The organism is Carnobacterium sp. CS13, from assembly GCF_016653495.1.
In the GTDB taxonomy this organism is placed as follows: Bacteria; Bacillota; Bacilli; order Lactobacillales; family Carnobacteriaceae; genus Carnobacterium_A; species Carnobacterium_A antarcticum.
In genome coordinates this window covers 1,724,139-1,743,841 of record NZ_CP067364.1, presented here as the reverse complement: position 1 = coordinate 1,743,841, position 19,703 = coordinate 1,724,139, and the positions used below count along the sequence as shown (strand labels likewise).

Genomic DNA, 19,703 nt, shown 5'->3' with positions numbered 1-19,703 from the left:
TGTTAGAGCAGACAGTGAGTTATTGCTCTTAGAAAAACAAAAGATTCTCTCTGTTAAATTGGGAAAAGCCCGTAACAGGAAGAGAAACGAATTCATTCATAAAGGAGTAATTTTAATGGAAAAGACCTTTCAAACAAACGAACTTACGACACCTGTCATCGAAGCTGGAAATATAGAATTGCGTGTAGGTGAAAGTTATGACCTGCTGGTAGGTGTGACTGCTGTTGATTCTTCTGGAAAAGACATCTCAAGAGAGCTAGAAGTAGAGAATGGGATCGATGTCCATAAAGAAGGAATCTATTCTGTTCATTACAGTATACGAGATTCGTCTGGAAGTAAGGTGACTAAAACGGTTCGTGCAAAAGTAAGTTGAATCGTTAATAACAAACAATAAATGAAAAAGCAAAAAAGCCGACAGAATTCTCTATCGGTTTTTTGTTTATTCCCTAAGCAGTAGAAGTAATGGTCCTAGGGAGATTCGAACTCCCGGCCTAACGTTTAGGAAACGTTTGCTCTATCCGGCTGAGCTATAGAACCTGAATGACCTGCTTCTTATTTTCTCACGACTGGATAAGATTGTCTAGTAGAGTTTTTTATAACTAAATAATAAATAGTCTCAAAATTAAAACCAAAATAGCTAGAGCGGTAAATAATTGCCCGTTTGTTGTTTTTGTTTGAGTGAAAAACATGGAAAGCAGAATCATAACTAAATTAATTTAATTAACCATGTTATACTGAAGACTATCATATATAGTTAGAAAGGGGCTAAGTTATGGAACGCGGAACATTTCAATTAATGAAATCAGTCAATAAATCAACTATTTTAAATAAAATACGTTTATCAGAACCTATTTCACGTGCCGAAATTGCCAAAGAAACAGGGATAACGCCTCCTACCGTCAGCAGTATCGTTAAAGAATTGATGGCAGAAAATTTAGTGGAAAAAAGTATTCTCGGCGAATCGAAAGGCGGCAGAAAACCAACGATGCTGTTGCTTAAGCGGAGTGGCCATTACGTTATTGGTATTGATGCAGGATCGAACAAAATCAGAGGGATCGCCAGCGATCTTGTCGGCACCATTTTAGCTGAAACCGAAATTGAAATTCAACCTCATATCAGTAAGGAGATTTTTTTAGAGTCGTTAAAAAAAGTGGTTCGGACTATTTTTATGGGAATAGAAGAAAAAGACACTATACTCGGAATCGGTGTTGCGATGCATGGAGTTGTTGACATTGCTTCAGGAGTTTCATTGTATTCTTCGAACTCAGGGTTACGGGACGTTCCGATTAAAGAAGAACTGGAAAAAGAATTTAACGTGTTAGTGATGGTAGAAAATAATTCCCGGGCGATGGCTTTAGGCGAATACTGGTTTAAGGACCATGACGAAGCAGAAAGCTTTGTGACGATTAATATTGGAAGAGGAGTAGGTTCTGGCATAGTAGATAAAGGCAGGTTATGTTATGGCGCACAAGATATCGCCGGCGAGATCGGCCATATGGTCATTGATTTTCACGGTAAGGTCTGCAGCTGCGGCAACAAAGGCTGCCTTGAAACCTTGATTACGGGGGATGCGATTGTTCAGCGTGCCAAAGAACAAATTGAAGAAGCTCCGGATGATTTAGCGGCTGAAGCTATTTATGCCTATGCGACAGAAGGTAAAAAAGATTACCTTAAGGTTTTGGAAGAGACCGGCTACCTTATTGGCATTGGTGTTGTCAATCTGATCCATCTGTTGAATCCGGATAAAATAGTTCTAGGTGGTGGTGTAATGAATAGCGAAGAATTTCTTATGCCGGTTATCCGCAACACGATTCAAAAGCGGGCATTGACTGAAAAAGCTAGGATGTATACCAAGATTGAAGTTTCAACCTTGAAGGAAGATGCTACGATATTAGGCGCAGCTGCATTATTATTGGCAGAACTCTTTTGAAGATAACCGAGTGCAAGCTTTTGATTAGAAAGCGAGCCTCTGTTAGTCTATCTATTATTAAAAAAACTTCTGTTAGTCTATTGACAATCAGTGGAATACTCTCTAAAATACTAGGTAACAGCTTAATTAATTAATTTAATTAAGCTGTTTTGTAAAGGCTTACTTAATTTGGAGAAAGGAGTAGAGACGATAGGAGCGGGCTATAGTGCTATGAAATAAAAAGAGGGCATCGTTTGTTCGAACGGAATGATAACGCTTTCTTGTAGATTGGCTTTTTAAAGAATAATCCTGTTTTCTGATGAATTTTAATGAGAAAACAAGAAGGAGCAGCAAAAGAATGAGAAGATTAGGTATTTCAGTTTATCCAAATCACAGTAAAGTAGAAGAGGTGAAGCAATACATCGAGTTGGCTTCAAACTACAACTTTAAACGAATCTTTACTTGTCTATTATCTGTCGAAGGGAATAAAGAGCAAGTGATCGAAGAGTTCAAAGACATCATTGCCTTTGCTAAAGAACGCGGCATGGAAGTCATTACAGATGTTAGCCCACAGATTTTTGAAGAGTTGGACATCAGCTATGCAGACCTATCTTTTTTTAAAGAGATGGGAGCAGATGGCATCCGTTTGGATAACGGGTATACAGGAAATGAAGAATCGGTGATGACGTTTAATCCCCAAGGGTTGAAGATCGAGCTGAACATTAGTAATGGCACCAAATACTTAGAAAATATTTTAAGTTATCAAGCAAACCCGTCCAATTTATACGGGTGTCATAATTTTTATCCTCACCGTTATACGGGCTTAGGCTATAATCACTTTATCGAAACGAGCAAACAATACAAAGCACAAGGAATCAAAACAGCGGCTTTTGTCAGTTCACCGACAGCAACTATTGGACCATGGCCGGTCAGTGAAGGATTATGTACACTGGAGATGCACCGCGAGCTTCCAATTGTGACCCAAGCCAAACATTTATGGGCGACTGAATTGATCGATGATGTGATCATTGGAAATGCATTTGCATCTGAAGCAGAGCTGAAAGCTTTAAGTGAAATCGATCCTTATCAATTGACCTTGAATTGTGAACTGGTCGAAGAGATTCCTGAAACAGAGCAGAAAATTGTTTTAGAAGAACCGCACTTTAATCGAGGCGATGTTTCGGATTATGTAATTCGTTCAACTCAAAGTCGTGTAAAATACAGCGGTCACGAATTTCCTGCATTCCACACACCGTATATTAAAAAAGGCGATATTTTGATTGAAAGTTCCCTTTATGTTCGTTACGCAGGAGAACTTCAATTAGCTCTTTTACCGATGGAAAATTCCGGTAAAACAAATGTAGTTGGACACGTTGTAGCAGAAGAAGTATTTTTATTGGATTTGATCAAACCTTGGCAAAAGTTTAAATTTCATTGGAGAAAACGATGAAACCGCTTGCTATATTTTAAACAACCGCACTAATTAATTTGTTTTTAAACAATAAACTGTTTTTAGGAGGGTTTTAATATGAATGCTTTAACTGCTTGGCTGGAGAAATATATTCTTCCCATTGCTGCCAGAATTGGCGCACAAAAACATTTAGTAGCATTACGTGATGCATTTATCGGAACCATGCCAGCTACAATGGCTGGATCAGTAGCGGTAATGTTGAACGCGATTTTACGCGATTTACCCCCACAATTTGTGGACGGTTATGACGGTTCGACTATTCCTGTGATTAAAGAGATCATTACCATTAACGGTTATGTATGGAACGGAACACTTGCCGTCGCCGGAATTATTTTTGCTTTCTCTTGGGGCTATAACCTCGCCCGCGCTTATGGTGTCAATGATTTGGCCGGCGGAATCGTTTCGCTTTCTGCTTCCATCAGCGGTATCACATTTGCTTTCTCGAGTGCTTTAGAAACCGCTATCCCTGCAGATTTGATGACAACGATCAATGCAACATCTGCTGACACCGGTTGGTCTGCCACTGAAACGGGCTTATCTGTCGGAGGCTGGGGTTGGCTGCCGTTAAACAATTTGGACAGCAACTTCTTCTTTACTGCCATGATCATGGGCTTTGTAGCAACGATGATTTTCTGTAAATTAATGTTGAAAGATATGACGATCAAATTGCCAGATTCAGTTCCGCCAGCAGTTTCAAAAGCTTTTGCGGCTATCATTCCTGCTACTGTAGCGTTGTATGCTGTTTCTGTTTTCTACTGGATATTTGCAAAACTTGTTCCAGATATGACATTCTTGGCATGGTTGCAAGAAACTATTGCTAAACCATTGTTGGGACTGTCACAAGGATTCGGTGCAGTCATCTTAGTAACGTTATTTGTTCAAATATTCTGGTTCTTCGGTATTCATGGACCTAACGTATTGGCGCCAATACTGGAAGGTGTATTCGGAGTTGCACAACTTGAAAACGTTAACCTTTTCCAACAAGGCGGAGTTGAATTGGTCAAAGCTGAAGGGTATAATTGGGTACGTGGATCCTTTGATGCTTACTCTTGGTTTGGCGGTTCAGGTGGAACGATCATCTTGATCATTGCCATTCTACTGTTCTCAAAACGTGCGGATTACCGTGCCGTTGCTAACTTATCATTAGGACCTGGAATTTTCAATATCAATGAGCCAATCATGTTTGGTTTGCCAATCGTTCTAAATGCGATCATGTTTATTCCATTCATCGTTGCACCATTAGTGTCTGTATCGATCGGTTACTTTGCTACAATTCTCGATTGGGTTAACCCGGTTTCCCAACAAATCGTTTGGGTGACCCCACCGTTCTTGCTATCCTTCTTAGCGACAGGAGCCGACTGGCGTGCACCTGTGGTAACGTTAATTGGGATGGTGGCAACATTTATTATTTGGGCACCATTTGTTATCGCTGCGAATAAGATGGATCCAGCTTTAGGTGAACCAGAAAAAGACTAGTATTCAGGAAAATTAAAAACGGTTGCTTCTGCTTCGGTAAAACTGAAGCGGGAGTAACTTTTTGTCATTTAAATTTTAGAGAAAGAAAAGGTGAAAAAGGATGATTGAAATTACATTACCTATGCAACAAGACCAAGCGATTGCACTATTAAACGCTCATCAAGAAGAAGGCGTGTCTTTTACGTTTAAAGAAAAAAAAGGCATCAAGCTTTATTTTGAAACAACAGCAGAGGATTTGGATCAAGCAGCCAAGATCGCAAAAGCAGCCATTAAATCACAACCTTGGGGAGCCGTTTTATATTTCCAAGTTGTTCCTGTTAAATAAGAAAGGTCTGATAAAATGATAAAGAATGGATTGTTTCTAGCCAGCATCGGCATGCTGATTTTGATGTTTAGTGTAAACCGTCAAACGTTGCACTATGACCTATTGAGTTTAACGACAGCCGCCTTCTTGATCGTTATTGGTGTATTAATGGCGTATCGAGGCAGTAAAAAAGAAAAAACAGAAGATACAGCTAAAGGAGAGGTGAAAAAATAGTGGAAATCGTAAAAAAAATGAAGATACCCGCTGATTTTTTCTATGATAGTGTGATGAAATCGGTTTTATTCGATATACGTGAACAAACCGGAAAACAACTAACTCCTAACCAATTGTCGAATTTTAGCTATGTTAAAACATTTTCTAAAAGCAGCAGTGCTAAAATCGAAATTGAAAAGGTTGTTGAAAATGAAGCTTATCATTACCGCACATCAACGACTGCAAATGATTACCGTGTTCAATACGATATAAAGGCAATCGACAGCAAAAACTGTGAAGTTCATTATAAGGAAACGATGGAGTCATATGGTTTTCTGCAAAAAATGAATGATGCTGCATTAGGAATAATTCTAGGTTTTGTTAAAAAGCGCAATTTCAAAAAAATGCTGACGATGATTGAAGAGTCGTATTAAAATGAAAAAACAAGTAAAGTTACAAAGAGCACAACATAAGACTAGTTAAACTGGTCATATGCTGAGCTCTTTTTTTTATTGCTTTTTTCGTTCAAATAATGATTTCTATTGTACTAGATCCATTGTCTTCAGTTGAAAAATCTAAATCTGTATGGCCAAAGATAAGAATAGAAGTGATCTGCTGTGCCATATAAAGAGTCGGTTCTTGATAATCGTTGTTGTCCCAGTTTACCAATACTCCGTAAAGGCCATGTGCGATATATGTGCAAAATAACGACTTAGAGATGTGAGGAGGTGCAGCATGCAAGAAGAATTGATTTGTCAGAACATCTTCAATGCATTTTGTGAAATCCATTTGGAAATTTGAAAAACCAATGGATTGAAAAGCTAAATGGAAAAAGTCTTTGTTTTCTAAAATAAATTTAAAAATAGAATCATTTAGAGGAGTATCTTTTAAACTAGAGAAACGTACACCCTGGTAATTCTCCGTTAACATTAAAGAAAACTCACTTAGAATATCAGCTTGTGTTTCTTTTAAGATGTCTTCTTTAAAGTAAAAGTGCTTATAAAAAGTCCCGCGATTGACATTCGCTTTACGGACGATATCAGTAATCGTGATTTTTTTAAAACCTTCATCTTCTTCTGTTTCTTTTAATAAAGCAATAAAAGCATCTGAGATAGCTTTCTTGCTTTTTAAAATTCGTTTGTCGGTACTTCTTTCTAGTTCCATTAGTTGTTTTCTGTCATAAGTTGAAAATGCCTAATTCTATACCGTTTAGTAAGAACAGAAAGAGATCATTCAATACTTTTTTATAACCAACTACCCTATGTTAAGAGACGGTTGTGACAGTTTCCTCCTTTATATTTATTCGCCTTATTATACTAATCGGCTGAATTTCTCTTATTGTAAGTCCTAACTGATTAAAAAAATAACAAATGATAGTTTAAAAAAACAAACTAAAGTTTATTGAAAGTTAAATGGGTGGTTAGAGAAGTTTCTCGGACTAAAAGTGGTACCTTAATAGGAGGTACCTATATCTGTACTTACTTTTAGTAATGTGATAAAATTGAATCTTGAAAACTGAAATAGAAAAGGATGAGAAAAATGACAAAGAAAAAATGGATGGTAGCCTGGATTGCAGTTTTGGCATTAGTGGTCAGTGCTTGTGGTTCTGCAACAAAAGACAGTTCAACTTCAACCGAAGGCGGCGATTTGCTGCAGCACGTTAAAGACGCTGGCGTATTGAAAGTCGGCGTGATGGGAACGTACCAACCGTATAACTTTATCAATGAAGATAAAGAGATGGATGGTTTTGATGTTGACATAGCGAAAGAAATCGCTAAAGGTTTAGATGTAAAAGTTGAATTTGTCTCACAAGAATTTTCTGGTATGGTTGCAGGTTTGCAAACGGAGAAATTTGATATGGTTGCTAGTCAAATGACGATCACAGATGACCGAAAAAAAGAAATGTTGTTTTCTGAACCTTATATCACCAATGAAGTAAAAGTTATTGTAACAGAAGACAACACAGAAATCACTTCTGTTAAAGATTTCGCGGGCAAAGATATTGGAGTAGGTTTAGGTACCAATGATGAAACGTATTTGCGTAACGAACTGATGCCTGAAGTGGGCGAATTTAACATTCGGACTTACGACGACGTCATCACTTCATTGAAAGATTTAGATGCTGGACGAATCGATGCTACGATCAATAATATGTATGCTTTACGTCCGATCATCGAAGCTAACGGCTTTAAAATCAAAGCGGTCGGAGAACCGGTTAAATCAGACCAAGCAGGAGTGGCCGTTAAATTAGGCAATGAAGCATTTATTGAAGAAGTTGATAAGATTTTAGCAGATATCAAAGCAGACGGTACGTATGATGAAATCTTTATGAAATGGTTCGGTGAAGCACCATCCGATAACTAAAACCGAAGCAAAATGAAATAAAAATCAAGTCAGTAGAAGAGAGGTACTTCTTTTATGGAAGTTTTAGTACAAAATATCCCTTTCTTGTTGCAGGGAGCTTATTACACGTTAGTGATCACTTTGGTGTCGATGTTTTTTGGCTCTCTGATCGGAATCATCGTAGCAATCGCCCGTTTGAAAGGCAATAAAGTGATCCAAGGAGTGGCGCGAGGCTATGTTTCGATTATCCGCGGAACGCCGACATTGGTGCAAATCATCATTATTTATTATGGTTTAGTCGATTTTGGCATCAGTCTAGATCCATTACCAGCTGCGTTTATTGCCTTAAGTGTCAACAACGGAGCGTATTTATCTGAATCGATTCGCGGAGCCTTACAATCGATTCCTAAAGGACAAATGGAAGCTGCTTATGCAACGGGAATGACGCCTTGGCAAGCAATGCGTCGCATCATTTTGCCGCAAGCTATTCGGATCGCTATCCCGCCAGTTGGGAATACCTTTATTGGAATGTTGAAAGAGACCTCATTGGTATCGGTAATCAGTGTGACGGAGCTGTTGCGTTCGGCTCAATTGCTGATTGCGCAATACTATAGTTATATGCCGTTTTACTTAGGCATCGCGGTAATTTATTGGATCATGAGCACCGTTTTTTCTTTCCTATTGAACAAGTTAGAAGCACGTATGTCAATATATGAATAGTTGAGGTTTTAACATGATTAAAATAACTGGATTAGAGAAATCATTTGGAACGCTAGAAGTCCTAAAGAATATCAATTTGCAAATCAATACAGGCGAAGTCGTAGTCATCCTAGGCCCAAGCGGATCAGGAAAAAGTACGTTGCTGCGTTGTATGAATGGGCTTGAAGAACTGACGGCCGGAAGTATTGAAGTAAACGGAGTTATAATGAACGCTCAGCAATCTAAAAAAGAATACACCAAAAAGATTCGTGAAGCTCGTCTGCATACAGGCATGGTTTTTCAGCAGTTTAACTTATACCCGCACAAAACAGCCTTAGGAAATGTGATTGAGGCGTTGATCACAGTCAAGAAAATGGACAAAGCCGAAGCGAATCAAATCGGCGAAAAAATGTTACAACAAGTCGGATTATCCGACAAAAAAGACGAATATCCCGCTAGATTATCAGGTGGACAACAGCAGCGAGTAGCAATCTCGCGTGCGTTGGCTATGGATCCAACGGTTATGCTCTTTGATGAACCGACTTCTTCGTTGGATCCTGAATTGGTCGATGAAGTTTTGTCCGTCATCAAAGAATTGGCTAAAGAAGGCCGAACGATGGTGATCGTGACCCATGAAATTCAATTCGCTCGTGAAGTCGCTGATCGGGTAATTTTTATGGCCGATGGCGTCATTGTTGAACAAAGCGAACCAGAAGCCTTTTTCACACATCCGCAAACAGAACGTGCTCGAAAATTTTTGAAAATGGAAGAACCACATTATGGAAAAGAGGCAGAACAATGATTGTAAAAACAGTATGGAACAAAGGTCGGAAATTTACTTCTAAAGGCGATTCAGGTTTTGAACTCAATATGGATGCTACACCAGCTTACGGCGGCGAAGGAGAAGGCGCGACACCAACAGAAATGTTGTTGGCTTCTTTAGCCGGCTGTATCGGCATTGATGCGACTATGATCTTGAATCCGCATTTGGATAAAATCGAACGATTGGAAATCATTACGGATGGTACTCGGAAAGAAGAAGCGCCAAAAGGCTTCACTGCCATGAACGTTACGTTTGAAGTAGACGGAGCAGTCGATAGCAGTAAAATCTGGCGTGCGATTCGTTTAAGCGAAGAAAAATATTGCACAGTATCGGATTCATTAAATGCTGAAATCACTTATGATGTAGTGCTAAATGGCGAAAAGACAGCCAGAGAACTGTAAGCTCAATTTCTTATAGAGACAAAGAACCGGCTAGGAATTATATATTCCTAGCCGGTTTTTCTATTCATTAAAGCTGAATTTATTACGCCCAATCTCCATTACGGAAAACCGGTACTTTGCTGCCGTCTTTACGGATACCGTCGATATCCATGTCTTTTGAACCAATCATAAAGTCAACGTGTACCGTACTGCGGTTCAAACCGGCTGCTTTCAATTCTTCTTCAGACATTTCTGTTCCGCCAATTAAGCTGAAAGCATAAGCAGAACCTAAAGCTAAGTGATTTGAAGCATTTTCGTCAAATAACGTATTGTAAAAAGTGATGCCCGATTGAGAGATAGGAGATGGGTCAGGTACTAAAGCAACTTCACCTAAATGAGCTGCGCCTTCATCGGTTTCAATCAACCGTTTTAAAACATCTTCGCCTTCTGCAGCAGTAACATTAACGACTTTGCCATCTTTAAAGGTGAATTCCATATCTAAAATCGTCGTTCCAGCATAGCTTAATGGTTTCGTGCTTTTAACGACCCCATCAACGCGGTTTGCATCAGGAGCGGTAAAGACTTCTTCGGTTGGCATATTGGCCATAAAGCGTTCGCCGCGAACGTTATCGCTGCCTGCGCCTTCCCAACGGTGGTTAACGGGCAAGCCAACAGTCAAGTCTGTGCCAGGTGCTGTATAATGCAAGGCCACAAATTGCTCTTTGTTCAATTCGTCTGCTTTTTCGTTTAACGTCACATCTTTTTGCTCCCATGTAGCAATCGGGTCAGCATCGTACATGTGGACAGCTTTGAAGATTGCATCCCATAAAGCATCTACTTGTTCTTCTTCAGTTGCTAAATCAGGGAAGACTTTAGCTGCCCATTTTGAACCAGCAGCAGCGGCAACGACCCAGCTGACTTTGTTGGCTTGTGTCGCTTTGCGCTGTTCGCTTAAAGCTTTTCCAACAGCTGATTGGTAAGCAGCAACTTTTTCGCCGTCTACACCAGCTAAAGCATCTGGATCAGAAGAACGTAAGCTGATACGGCTTGCGCCTTTAGCAACCATGTCTAATGATTCATCTATTTTGTATTGCGGAATATCGGTCAAAATGTCTTGCGGAGTACCGATGAATTGTTCACGGTTCACGATATCATCAGACCATTTCACAATAACTTCTTTAGCCCCTAGTTCATAGGCTTTTTTTGTAATCAAACGAGCAAGCGGCGCTTGATCAACGTCTGTTTGAAGAATCACTGTATGTCCTTTTTGCACATTGATTCCTGTTTTAACAATCGCATATGCATACTTGTTTAAAAGCTCATTAAAATTTGGTAATACCATATTATCATTTCCTCCCGACAATCTATTTGATTCATAAAACCATAAGTTCACCAAATAATCATAGCACAACGAGAGAACGGAAACAATTTGTTGAAACGAGTTACCCTAAAATGTTTTGGTAAAGATAGGAAAATCGAGAGCTCTTTTTATTCTTAACAGTTATCCGGTAACTACCAATTTTATCCGATTCGATCGGACCTTTTCGGCTGTAGCTGAAAAGTTTTTCAAAAAAAGATACTTATCTATAGAAGCAGTCTGTTTATAATTAAAGCACCATTAGTGTTAAAACTAAAAAAAGTTTAGTGTTGAATAAAATAGCAACTGAAAATCGGCTAAAATAAAAATTAGGTTGAAGTTTTTACACAAATATGTCAATCGAAAATTTCAATCAAAAAATGTATTTAAGAAACAAAAAAAGAATAAAATATTCAACGAAAAGCTATTAAACATTGAGGAAAATAGCCGAAGAGTAAATTCCTTTTTTTTTTATGACATTAGTGATAGAATAGCCATAGGATTTCAAGGAGAGGAAATCCGGTGTTTTAACATACAATGTTGTTTTTGTTCCTTACTGAAAGAACTACCAGCGTTTGCCAAGACATTAAAGCAATCAAACTCTCGTTTTTGATAATCCCATTTGCTCAGACGCTTGCAAGGATTCTTTTAAGAATGCCAGCACCTTCTTTAACGAGGATGTATAAGCAAAAGGTAATGAGGTTAGGGTCAATGATAAGAAGATAGAAATGATAAAAGAGGTGAATCAAAATGGCAAGAAAAAAAACGATTATGAAATCACAAATTCTTGATACAGCCTACGCTGTTGTAAAAGCGGAAGGATTCGAAGGATTTACGGCACGAAATATAGCTAAGACAATGGACTGTTCCACTCAACCGATTTATTTAGAATTCAAAAACATGGATGATCTTAAAAATGAACTATTTATAAAAGTCAAAGACTATCTTGCTGAAACGATTTATCCGAAAAAACGGACAGAGGATGCTATTTTAGATACGTGTCTCAATTTTGTTTATTTTGCAAAAGAAGAAACGGTGTTTTTCAAAGCGTTGTTTTTAGAAGACCATTTGGGCTCTGAACGCTTGCATAAGATTTCTTTTGAAGCTATGCTCAAAGCATTTGAACAAATCAATGAAACGAAAAATCTTACAAAGGCAGAAAAAAGAGAACGTTTCGAAGAAATTTGGATCGTCGTTTACGGAACTGCCGCTTTGATTGCACAGGGACTTTTGAAGTTTGATGAAAAAACTGTTACTGAAAACTTGAAAAACACCATAGCTAATACAATTTAAAGCAACAAAAAAGTCGGTTCCTTTTATTGGAATCGACTTTTTTTTATAAATCAGCTGCTTTTTCAACGAGTTTTTTTGCGAAGCTATTCAAATTTTCGATATCTTCTTCACCTGGATCTAAATCTACTTTCACGCTTTTAGCACCTTCGATAGCTCCGATTTCTTTGAACCGTTCCGTAAAATCATCAACCGATTGGCAAAATTTGTCATAAAAAGTATCGCCAGAACCATATGTCCCAAATACTTTACCGGTTAAATCAATTTCAGCTAATTCTTCATAGAAATCCACGATCTCATCTGGCAAGTTCGCATCATTCCCGTACGTATAGGTACCGACGAGGCAAATATCCACATCTAGAAAGTCTTCCGGTTCAGCTTGCATGCAGTCCACCGTTTCAACATCTACGCCTAAATTTTCTAAAGCTTCTTCTATAATCGTTGTGCATTCTTCTGTGTTGCCTGTTAAACTTGCATATACAATCATTGCAGTTGTCACTGACATTCATCCTCTCACTCATCATCGAGTTTCTTCGTACAAAGTATACCAAAAAATCAGCCCTTTCCGCAATGCAAATTAACCGCCAAAGCCTGGCAAAAAAAGCCGACAAACACAAAAAAATAAAAGTAAAACCAAGAGAGGTTCACATTTTCGAGAAATAAGTTATAATAGAATAGCAAAGCTCGCTAGTTAGCAAAGTGAACGAATTAAAAGAAAAGAGGAATACAGTTGATTACATTAAAATCTGAACGTGAAATTGACGCAATGGCTGAATCAGGTGCGTTATTAGCTGATGTTCACGTAGCTTTACGTGACTTCATTAAACCCGGCATCACCAGCTGGGATATTAACCAATTTGTACACAAATATATTGAAGACCACGGGGCTATCGCCGAACAAATCGGGTTTGAAGGATATGAATACGCAACTTGTGTCAGCATCAACGATGAAATTTGTCACGGATTTCCAAGAAAAGAAGTACTAAAAGACAACGACTTGATCAAAGTCGATATGGTTGTAAACTTAAAAGGTGCCATGTCTGATTCTTGCTGGAGCTATATTGTCGGTGAAAGCACCGAAGAAACAGAAAAATTGCTGGAAGTTACTAAAAAAGCTCTTTATTTAGGAATTGAGCAAGCACAAGTTGGAAATCGTATTGGCGATATTGGCCATGCTATCCAAACCTACGTTGAAGGAGAAGGTTATTCCGTGGTTCGTGAATTCATCGGACACGGTATTGGACCAACCATGCATGAAGCACCATCTGTTCCTCATTATGGAGAAGCAGGCAAAGGTCTTCGTTTAAAAGAAGGCATGGTAATTACGATCGAACCAATGGTAAACACTGGAACATGGAAATCAAAAATGGACAACAATGGCTGGACAGCTCGTACAAAAGACGGCGGATTGAGCTGCCAATTTGAACATACCTTAGCGATTACTAAAGAAGGTCCAAGAATTCTAACAATGCAAAAAGATTAGAATGCTTATCTAACTCACTTCAATTCATTTATTCGAAAATAACTGAGAAAGGTCAGTTATTTTCGGATTTTTTTGTATTTTGGTATACTAAATGGAATGAGACAAAGAAGGGGCTGTATAGATGAAAGAAAGAATTCTTTATGCCGATATACTTCGTGTAATCGCTGTCTTTTTAGTGATCGTTATTCATATTTCTTCACGCGATTTTGACTTGTCAGCTGTTGACACCGCTCAATGGCAAACGTTAAATGGGTATAACGGTTTAGCTCGAGTGAGCGTACCATTGTTTTTCATGCTCAGCGGCATGTTCTTTTTGAATCCGGATAAAGAAGTGCCCATTAAAAAGCTGTACCGAAAAAATATTTTTCGTGTGGTTTTGGCCTTTCTTTTTTGGTCGGCTTTGTATGCAGTAATTTTCACCTTAAACGAATACCGAACGCTTAATATGGATGTAATGAAGAAAATGTATACGGCTTTTATTGAAGGACACTTTCATTTGTGGTTTTTATTTCGGATCGTTGAAATTTACGTGATGGTGCCTTTTTTGCGAAAAATAGCTGAAGATAAGAAAACGATCGAGTACTTATTGCTTTTTTGTTTTGTGATCGGTTTTATTATCCCAACCTATAATAGCTTCCCAGTCAGCTCAACGACTACCATCATGGATAATCCAGAACGCGGGCTAGATTTAGACATCACATTTGGTTATGTCGGTTATTTTTTTTCCGGCTATTATTTAAACCGTTTTACATTCTCTGAAAAAGTCAAGAAAATCATTTATGCATTTGGGGTGTTAGGAGTGCTGACTACCATTATTGAAACCAGTATCCGTTCGTTGCAAGCGGGAGAACCGTATAAGTTGCTATACGAGTACTTAACACCAAATGTGTTGTTTGCTAGTTTAGCAGTCTTTTTGCTGGTTAAAGAAATGTGTCAGCACCGTTCTTTTTCCGAAAGGACTCAAAAATGGATCTTAGAATTCTCCACTTATTCGTTCGGCATTTATTTGATCCATGTGTTGATTTTATTTCTCTTGTGGAAATGGGGTTTGAATACGTTAGTTGTTATTCCGATCGTCTCCGTTCCGCTGATTGCACTCGTTGTTTTTTTCATCAGTTATGGTTGTATCAAATTAATGGGGAAAATACCGTTCTTAAAACGATTTATTCTATAAGACCCATTGAACCATTATTAGCAAAAAAGCAGCATTAACTAAACTCAATAAGTTTTCTGGTCATTTGAACTGAAAATCAGTACAATAGGTAAGAACTTATGTTACTTTTTAAAGGAGCCGCCGAAATGTCCGTCATGTCTAGAGTTAAAAGGAAAGTTCCTAAGAAATCTTTGAGAAGATTTCTGGAGATTTTTCGACTAAAGTACAAAGAAGCAGAAGTAAGCAATTCAGGAGCCATTATTGCTTACTATTTTCTGCTGTCGCTGTTTCCTTTACTGATCGTTATTGGCAATTTATTGCCTTTATTTAATTTAGAAGCAGAAGCGCTTTATCCTTATTTTGAAAATGCCATTCCACTGTACTTAATAGATACGTTTAAACCAACTGTCGAACAAATATTTACTTCGAGCAGCAGCGGATTACTGTCTATCGCGGCGATTGCGACATTGTGGTCGGCCAGCCGTGGCATGAATGCCATGCAAGTCAGCATGAATAAAGCCTATGGAATCAAGCCAAGGAAAAACATTATTTTTATTCGCTTGGCGTCGATCACATTTACGTTAATATTATTGTTGGGCTTGATTACGTTAGTGGTAGCCTTTAGTTTCGGGCAATCGATTTTGGAATACATCACGCCTTTGCTTCAATTGCCAGAAAGCCTCATGTCTACTTTCCAAAGTGTTCGTTGGCCAGTAACGATGTTTACCTTGTTTTTTGCGTTTTCGCTGCTGTATTTTTTTGTGCCAAATGCCACGCTCAAATTAAAACAAGTTTTACCAGGAGCAGCTTTTTCGACTGTCGGCTGGCTCTTGATCACTCAAGCGTTCACTATCTACGTTAGCTATTTTGCCAAAACCACGCTGAGTTACGGCATGATCGGTACGCTGATCGTCTTTATGTTGTGGTTAAATGTATTAGGTTCCTTGTTAACTTCAGGAGCAGTAGTAAATGCCACGGTCACAGTATATTTAGAAGGTGAAATCAAACAAGCAGAAAGCCGTATCAGTAGATATGTTGATCGGAAGATGAAGAGAAAGTAAAAGTAGGAAAATAATGAATCGTTCACTTTGATCAGTGAGCGGTTCATTATTTTTTTGCCGTTAAAAAGTAATGAACGAACAAAGTTTGTAATTATTAAGGTTAGAGAAGGGCTACTGTTAACCCGATTCATCTATGTTATAATATTTTTTGGACAGCTTGTGACATGAGAATTAAAGGAGTTAATGCAAATGGTTGATGTGTCTATCATTATGCCGATATACAATGTAGAAAAATACTTAGAAAAAGCGATAAAAAGTGTCTTAAATCAAACGTATAAAAACATAGAACTGATTTTGATCAATGATGGTTCACCAGATAATTCCGATAAAATATGCCGGTTTTACGAAAAGATAGATAAACGAGTCAGCGTAATCAATCAAAAAAATGCTGGAGCAGGATATGCACGCAATGCCGGATTAGATAAGGCATGTGGGGAGTACATTTATTTTGCAGATCCGGATGATTATTTGGAGTTAAACTTAATTGAAGAAAATCTTAATCTGGCGCAATCAAGCGGAGCAGATTTAGTTGTCTTTGGTTTTTATGAGGAATTTTTGAACAACAACGGTGACTTTACCAACACAGTAAAAAGTCCTGTACTAAAAGAGACAACTTCCGCAACACAGTTTAGAAACGGATTTAGAGAGTTTTATCGCTTTACGCCATATGCGTTATGGAATAAGTTATACAGACGAGATTATGTAAAAAATAGTGCGAACCGGTTTTCAAATCAGAAAATTGGTGAAGATGCCTTGTTTAATCAAGCTGTTTATCGTAATCTGGGTAAAGTTGTCTTTAATGAAAAGGCTTATTACCATTATGTCTACCGAGAAGGATCGGCTGTAAACCATTATACGAAGAATCGTTTTGAGCAAGAATACAAAGTAGCGCAACAGTTCGATGCTTTAATGGATATGTGGGGTAAAGAGAGCGAATATATTGATTTAATCAGCAGAGAATATTGGAACTCCATTTATTTAGAACTAAAAAATTTAACGTCTATAGAATGCCCGTTAAATCAAAATGAAAAAGTAGAACATTTAAAAGAAGTAATGAAAAAGCCAGGTTTGAAACAAGCAGTGGAAAATCTAAGGATGGAAAACGAGCAAAATAAATTTGTCGAAGCTCTCATTAGGCTTGTAAAAAAAGAAAAGTATTCACGTGCTCTTCGTTTGATGAAATTTAGAGTAACCGTTGGAGAGAAAAATCGTTCCATGGTATTGTTCTTAAAAAAGTTGTTTCATAAAAAAGAATCAAAGGAGTTGAATTAGGATGAATCTAATCGATGAATTTAAAAAAGGAGTATTTTATAGTGCAATTGGAAAATATTCCAATGTCATCGTTCAGCTTCTTGTACAAGCCATCCTTTCCAGACTATTGACACCCAAAGAGTATGGGGTTGTCGCTGTAGTCAATGTATTCTTAGTCTTTTTCCAAATGCTGGCCGATTTTGGAATTGGCCCAGCAATCATTCAAAATAAAAAGTTAACTAAAAAAGACATCAATAGCATTTTCATTTTTTCTTTTTACCTAGCTATCTTATTGGGCATTCTTTTTATGTTTTTAGGTTACCCGATCAGTTTGTTTTACAATGATGCTATATATGTTCCAATCAGTATCGTATTAGGAGTATGTGTCTTTTTTTATGGCATATTAGTGGTTCCTCAAAATATGTTGTTGAGAGAAAAAAACTTTATGACAGTGAACATGGTCACAGTTATTGCAAATGTTCTTTCAGGAATCATTTCTATTACATTAGCCCTATTAGGCTTTAGTTACTATTCGCTGATCATCAGCAATACGATCAAAGCTGCCTTTTTGTTTTTTGTTTTCTATTTTAAAACAAACTTAAAAGTGCAATTTAAATTGGATGTGGCGCCGATAAAAAAAATATTTTCTTTTTCTAAAAATCAATTCATATTTAACTTTATCAATTATTTTTCAGGCAACTTAGACAAAATTTTGATTGGTCGATTTTTTTCAGCCAGTGCATTAGCGTACTATGATAAATCGTATCAATTATCGTTATATCCAAATCAAATTTTAACCAATGTCATCTATCCGGTTATTCAGCCGATCATGTCGGATTATGAAACCAAAATCGATAAGATAAAAAATGTTTATTTAATGTTGACGCGGTTTTTGGGGACCATCGGATTATCTCTTTCAGTCTTTTTAATGTTTACTTCTCAAGAGATCATTCTTTTTTTATTTGGCGACCAATGGGGAGGCAGTGTCCAAACGTTCCAAGTTTTAGCATTCTCGGTTTGGATTCAACTGATATTGACGATTACAGGAGCAATTTTCCAATCTGCTAATCGAACGGATTTATTATTAGTATCTGGAGTTTTAACAGCCATTACAAATATAACCGCGATGATTATAGGAATTTATACAGGGAAAATAGAACTGGTAGCTTTATTGCTCGTCGTAGCGTTCACTCTTAATTTCTTGCAAACCAATTACCTCTTGATGTACCGTATGTTCAATTCCAATTACCAAGAATTCTTTAAAATATTAGTAAAACCAGCCATGATGGCTGCCTCCCAAGTTATTGTGTTTATATTGCTGCCTGAGTTGCCTTTTGCAAATTTTATTAATTTGGCGTTAAAAGGGCTTATCTTCGTACTAGTATTCGGTATTGGGCTGATAGCAACGGGAGAGATGAAGTTGATCAAAAATATTATCCTAAAGAAAAAATAAAGAATCAGCTAAATAAAGGAGAACTAAATGAAAAATAATCCAATTGTTTCAGTCATTGTGCCAGTTTATAATGTTGAAACGTATATTGAAGAATGCTTAGATTCAATTGTGAAGCAAAATTACCCTCACCTTGAAATTATTGTAGTGGATGATGGAAGCACAGACGACAGTAACCAGCTTGTAAAGAATTATTTAGAAGATGAGCGGATTTTATTTATTGAACAAGAAAACAAAGGATTATCAGGAGCCAGAAATAGCGGGTTAAAGAAAGCTACAGGAAAATATATTTTGTTCGTTGATTCAGATGACTATATTGGTTTGACCATGTTGGAAAACTTGGTTTCATTGATGGAAGAGAGCCAAGCTGATTTGGTTCGTTTTAATGGTGCAGCTTTTGTAGACGGAATGGAAAAAACAGCTGATCAAGATTATTATGATTTTAGCCATCGTTTACAAGAAAAAAAAATCTATCAAGAAGATAGCTTTCGAGCCAATAGCAGAACGTTTGTTTCACCCGTCTACCTTTACCTAATGAAGCGGAGCATCTTAACGGAACATGATTTATGGTTTAGAGAAGACATCATTCACGAGGATGAACTATTTACCCCTCAGGTATTCCTTTCTATCCAATCAATGGTTTACGTTAATGCTTTTTATTATTACCGCAGATACCGTGAAAACTCGATTATGACCATTCAAAGTCCGGCACAGCAGCTACGTTCGTTTACTTCTTATTTAAAGATATTCAAAGAATTAGAACTGTTGTATCAAAGCGACACTTATAATAAGGAACAAAAAAAGTTGATCAAGCGCCAAATGCTATCAATTTATAATGGTCTAAAAGAAAATCAATCTGAAGCAGTTAGTAAAAATAACGAAATGACGCAAATAAAAACTATTACATTAAAAGATAAAAGCTATTTGATGCTGCAAAAATTACGGAATAGGGTTTAAAAAAATTATAAGCGAATAATCTTATAAAAACCTTATAAGTAAACATAAGCGAACATGATACAATGATTTTAAATGTAGTTTTC

Annotated in this window: 21 protein-coding genes and 1 tRNA gene; 18 read left to right on the top strand and 4 right to left on the bottom strand. The window is 37.5% G+C overall.

What is annotated here, in order from left to right; genetic code table 11:
• Window positions 1–115: 115 nt before the first annotated feature.
• Window positions 116–373: an immunoglobulin-like domain-containing protein gene (locus tag JHE06_RS08300; protein ID WP_201088497.1), complete on the top strand. Its 258-nt coding sequence runs from the start codon at window positions 116–118 to the stop codon at window positions 371–373.
• Between the two features lie 90 nt (window positions 374–463).
• On the opposite strand, the gene JHE06_RS08295 is transcribed toward JHE06_RS08300, so the two are convergent.
• Window positions 464–537 (bottom strand) — tRNA-Arg (locus JHE06_RS08295).
• A gap of 235 nt (window positions 538–772) precedes the next feature.
• On the opposite strand from JHE06_RS08295, the gene JHE06_RS08290 reads away from it, so the two are divergent.
• The 6 genes from JHE06_RS08290 to JHE06_RS08265 all read left to right on the top strand — a co-directional run bounded on the left by JHE06_RS08290 (window position 773) and on the right by JHE06_RS08265 (window position 5,807).
• Entirely contained in the window at window positions 773–1,930 is a 1,158-nt protein-coding gene (locus tag JHE06_RS08290; protein ID WP_201088496.1) for an ROK family transcriptional regulator, read from the top strand.
• A gap of 337 nt (window positions 1,931–2,267) precedes the next feature.
• A complete protein-coding gene (locus JHE06_RS08285; protein ID WP_201088495.1) occupies window positions 2,268–3,359 on the top strand; it encodes a DUF871 domain-containing protein in 1,092 nt (363 codons plus the stop codon).
• 78 nt (window positions 3,360–3,437) lie between these two features.
• A complete protein-coding gene (locus JHE06_RS08280) occupies window positions 3,438–4,856 on the top strand; it encodes a PTS sugar transporter subunit IIC (protein WP_201088494.1) in 1,419 nt (472 codons plus the stop codon).
• 100 nt (window positions 4,857–4,956) lie between these two features.
• Entirely contained in the window at window positions 4,957–5,181 is a 225-nt protein-coding gene (locus JHE06_RS08275) for a hypothetical protein (protein WP_201088493.1), read from the top strand.
• A gap of 15 nt (window positions 5,182–5,196) precedes the next feature.
• Complete coding sequence (locus tag JHE06_RS08270; protein ID WP_201088492.1) at window positions 5,197–5,394, top strand: DUF3188 domain-containing protein; 198 nt, start codon at window positions 5,197–5,199, stop codon at window positions 5,392–5,394.
• Window positions 5,394–5,807 (top strand): DUF3284 domain-containing protein, encoded by a 414-nt coding sequence (locus JHE06_RS08265; protein WP_201088491.1) that lies wholly within the window; start codon window positions 5,394–5,396, stop codon window positions 5,805–5,807. The genes JHE06_RS08270 and JHE06_RS08265 overlap by 1 nt, the downstream gene beginning before the upstream one ends.
• A 91-nt stretch (window positions 5,808–5,898) precedes the next feature.
• Here the strand turns inward: JHE06_RS08265 and JHE06_RS08260 are convergent, their stop codons facing one another.
• The gene (locus JHE06_RS08260) at window positions 5,899–6,537 is read right to left on the bottom strand and encodes a TetR/AcrR family transcriptional regulator (protein ID WP_201088490.1); all 639 of its coding nucleotides are present in this window, start codon (window positions 6,535–6,537) and stop codon (window positions 5,899–5,901) included.
• 375 nt (window positions 6,538–6,912) lie between these two features.
• On the opposite strand from JHE06_RS08260, the gene JHE06_RS08255 reads away from it, so the two are divergent.
• The 4 genes from JHE06_RS08255 to JHE06_RS08240 are packed head-to-tail and all read left to right on the top strand — an operon-like array spanning window position 6,913 to window position 9,639.
• Window positions 6,913–7,737, top strand: coding sequence for a substrate-binding periplasmic protein (locus JHE06_RS08255; RefSeq protein WP_201088489.1), 825 nt, complete (start codon window positions 6,913–6,915; stop codon window positions 7,735–7,737).
• A 54-nt stretch (window positions 7,738–7,791) separates the two neighbouring features.
• On the top strand, window positions 7,792–8,436 hold the full coding sequence (locus JHE06_RS08250) for an amino acid ABC transporter permease (RefSeq protein WP_201088488.1): 645 nt from the start codon (window positions 7,792–7,794) through the stop codon (window positions 8,434–8,436).
• Window positions 8,437–8,449: 13 nt separating this feature from the next.
• Window positions 8,450–9,217: an amino acid ABC transporter ATP-binding protein gene (locus JHE06_RS08245; RefSeq protein WP_201088487.1), complete on the top strand. Its 768-nt coding sequence runs from the start codon at window positions 8,450–8,452 to the stop codon at window positions 9,215–9,217.
• Complete coding sequence (locus tag JHE06_RS08240) at window positions 9,214–9,639, top strand: OsmC family protein (protein WP_201088486.1); 426 nt, start codon at window positions 9,214–9,216, stop codon at window positions 9,637–9,639. The genes JHE06_RS08245 and JHE06_RS08240 overlap by 4 nt, the downstream gene beginning before the upstream one ends.
• 82 nt (window positions 9,640–9,721) lie before the next feature.
• On the opposite strand, the gene JHE06_RS08235 is transcribed toward JHE06_RS08240, so the two are convergent.
• Window positions 9,722–10,960 (bottom strand): aminopeptidase, encoded by a 1,239-nt coding sequence (locus tag JHE06_RS08235; RefSeq protein WP_058918896.1) that lies wholly within the window; start codon window positions 10,958–10,960, stop codon window positions 9,722–9,724.
• Between the two features lie 765 nt (window positions 10,961–11,725).
• Between JHE06_RS08235 and JHE06_RS08230 the strand changes: the two genes are divergently transcribed.
• The gene (locus JHE06_RS08230; RefSeq protein ID WP_201088485.1) at window positions 11,726–12,268 is read left to right on the top strand and encodes a TetR/AcrR family transcriptional regulator; all 543 of its coding nucleotides are present in this window, start codon (window positions 11,726–11,728) and stop codon (window positions 12,266–12,268) included.
• A 43-nt stretch (window positions 12,269–12,311) separates the two neighbouring features.
• On the opposite strand, the gene JHE06_RS08225 is transcribed toward JHE06_RS08230, so the two are convergent.
• Window positions 12,312–12,764 (bottom strand): flavodoxin, encoded by a 453-nt coding sequence (locus JHE06_RS08225; protein ID WP_201088484.1) that lies wholly within the window; start codon window positions 12,762–12,764, stop codon window positions 12,312–12,314.
• A gap of 231 nt (window positions 12,765–12,995) precedes the next feature.
• Here JHE06_RS08225 and map point away from each other — a divergent pair, with 231 nt between their 5' ends.
• The 6 genes from map to JHE06_RS08195 all read left to right on the top strand — a co-directional run bounded on the left by map (window position 12,996) and on the right by JHE06_RS08195 (window position 19,620).
• The gene (map, locus tag JHE06_RS08220; RefSeq protein ID WP_201088483.1) at window positions 12,996–13,748 is read left to right on the top strand and encodes a type I methionyl aminopeptidase; all 753 of its coding nucleotides are present in this window, start codon (window positions 12,996–12,998) and stop codon (window positions 13,746–13,748) included.
• Between the two features lie 121 nt (window positions 13,749–13,869).
• Complete coding sequence (locus JHE06_RS08215) at window positions 13,870–14,922, top strand: acyltransferase (protein ID WP_201088482.1); 1,053 nt, start codon at window positions 13,870–13,872, stop codon at window positions 14,920–14,922.
• A 125-nt stretch (window positions 14,923–15,047) separates the two neighbouring features.
• Entirely contained in the window at window positions 15,048–15,962 is a 915-nt protein-coding gene (locus JHE06_RS08210; protein WP_201088481.1) for a YihY/virulence factor BrkB family protein, read from the top strand.
• A 189-nt stretch (window positions 15,963–16,151) separates the two neighbouring features.
• Window positions 16,152–17,234, top strand: a complete 1,083-nt coding sequence (locus JHE06_RS08205; RefSeq protein WP_201088480.1) for a glycosyltransferase family 2 protein — start codon at window positions 16,152–16,154, stop codon at window positions 17,232–17,234.
• A 1-nt stretch (window position 17,235) separates the two neighbouring features.
• The gene (locus tag JHE06_RS08200) at window positions 17,236–18,666 is read left to right on the top strand and encodes a lipopolysaccharide biosynthesis protein (protein ID WP_201088479.1); all 1,431 of its coding nucleotides are present in this window, start codon (window positions 17,236–17,238) and stop codon (window positions 18,664–18,666) included.
• Between the two features lie 27 nt (window positions 18,667–18,693).
• Complete coding sequence (locus JHE06_RS08195; protein WP_201088478.1) at window positions 18,694–19,620, top strand: glycosyltransferase family 2 protein; 927 nt, start codon at window positions 18,694–18,696, stop codon at window positions 19,618–19,620.
• Window positions 19,621–19,703 lie beyond the last annotated feature (83 nt).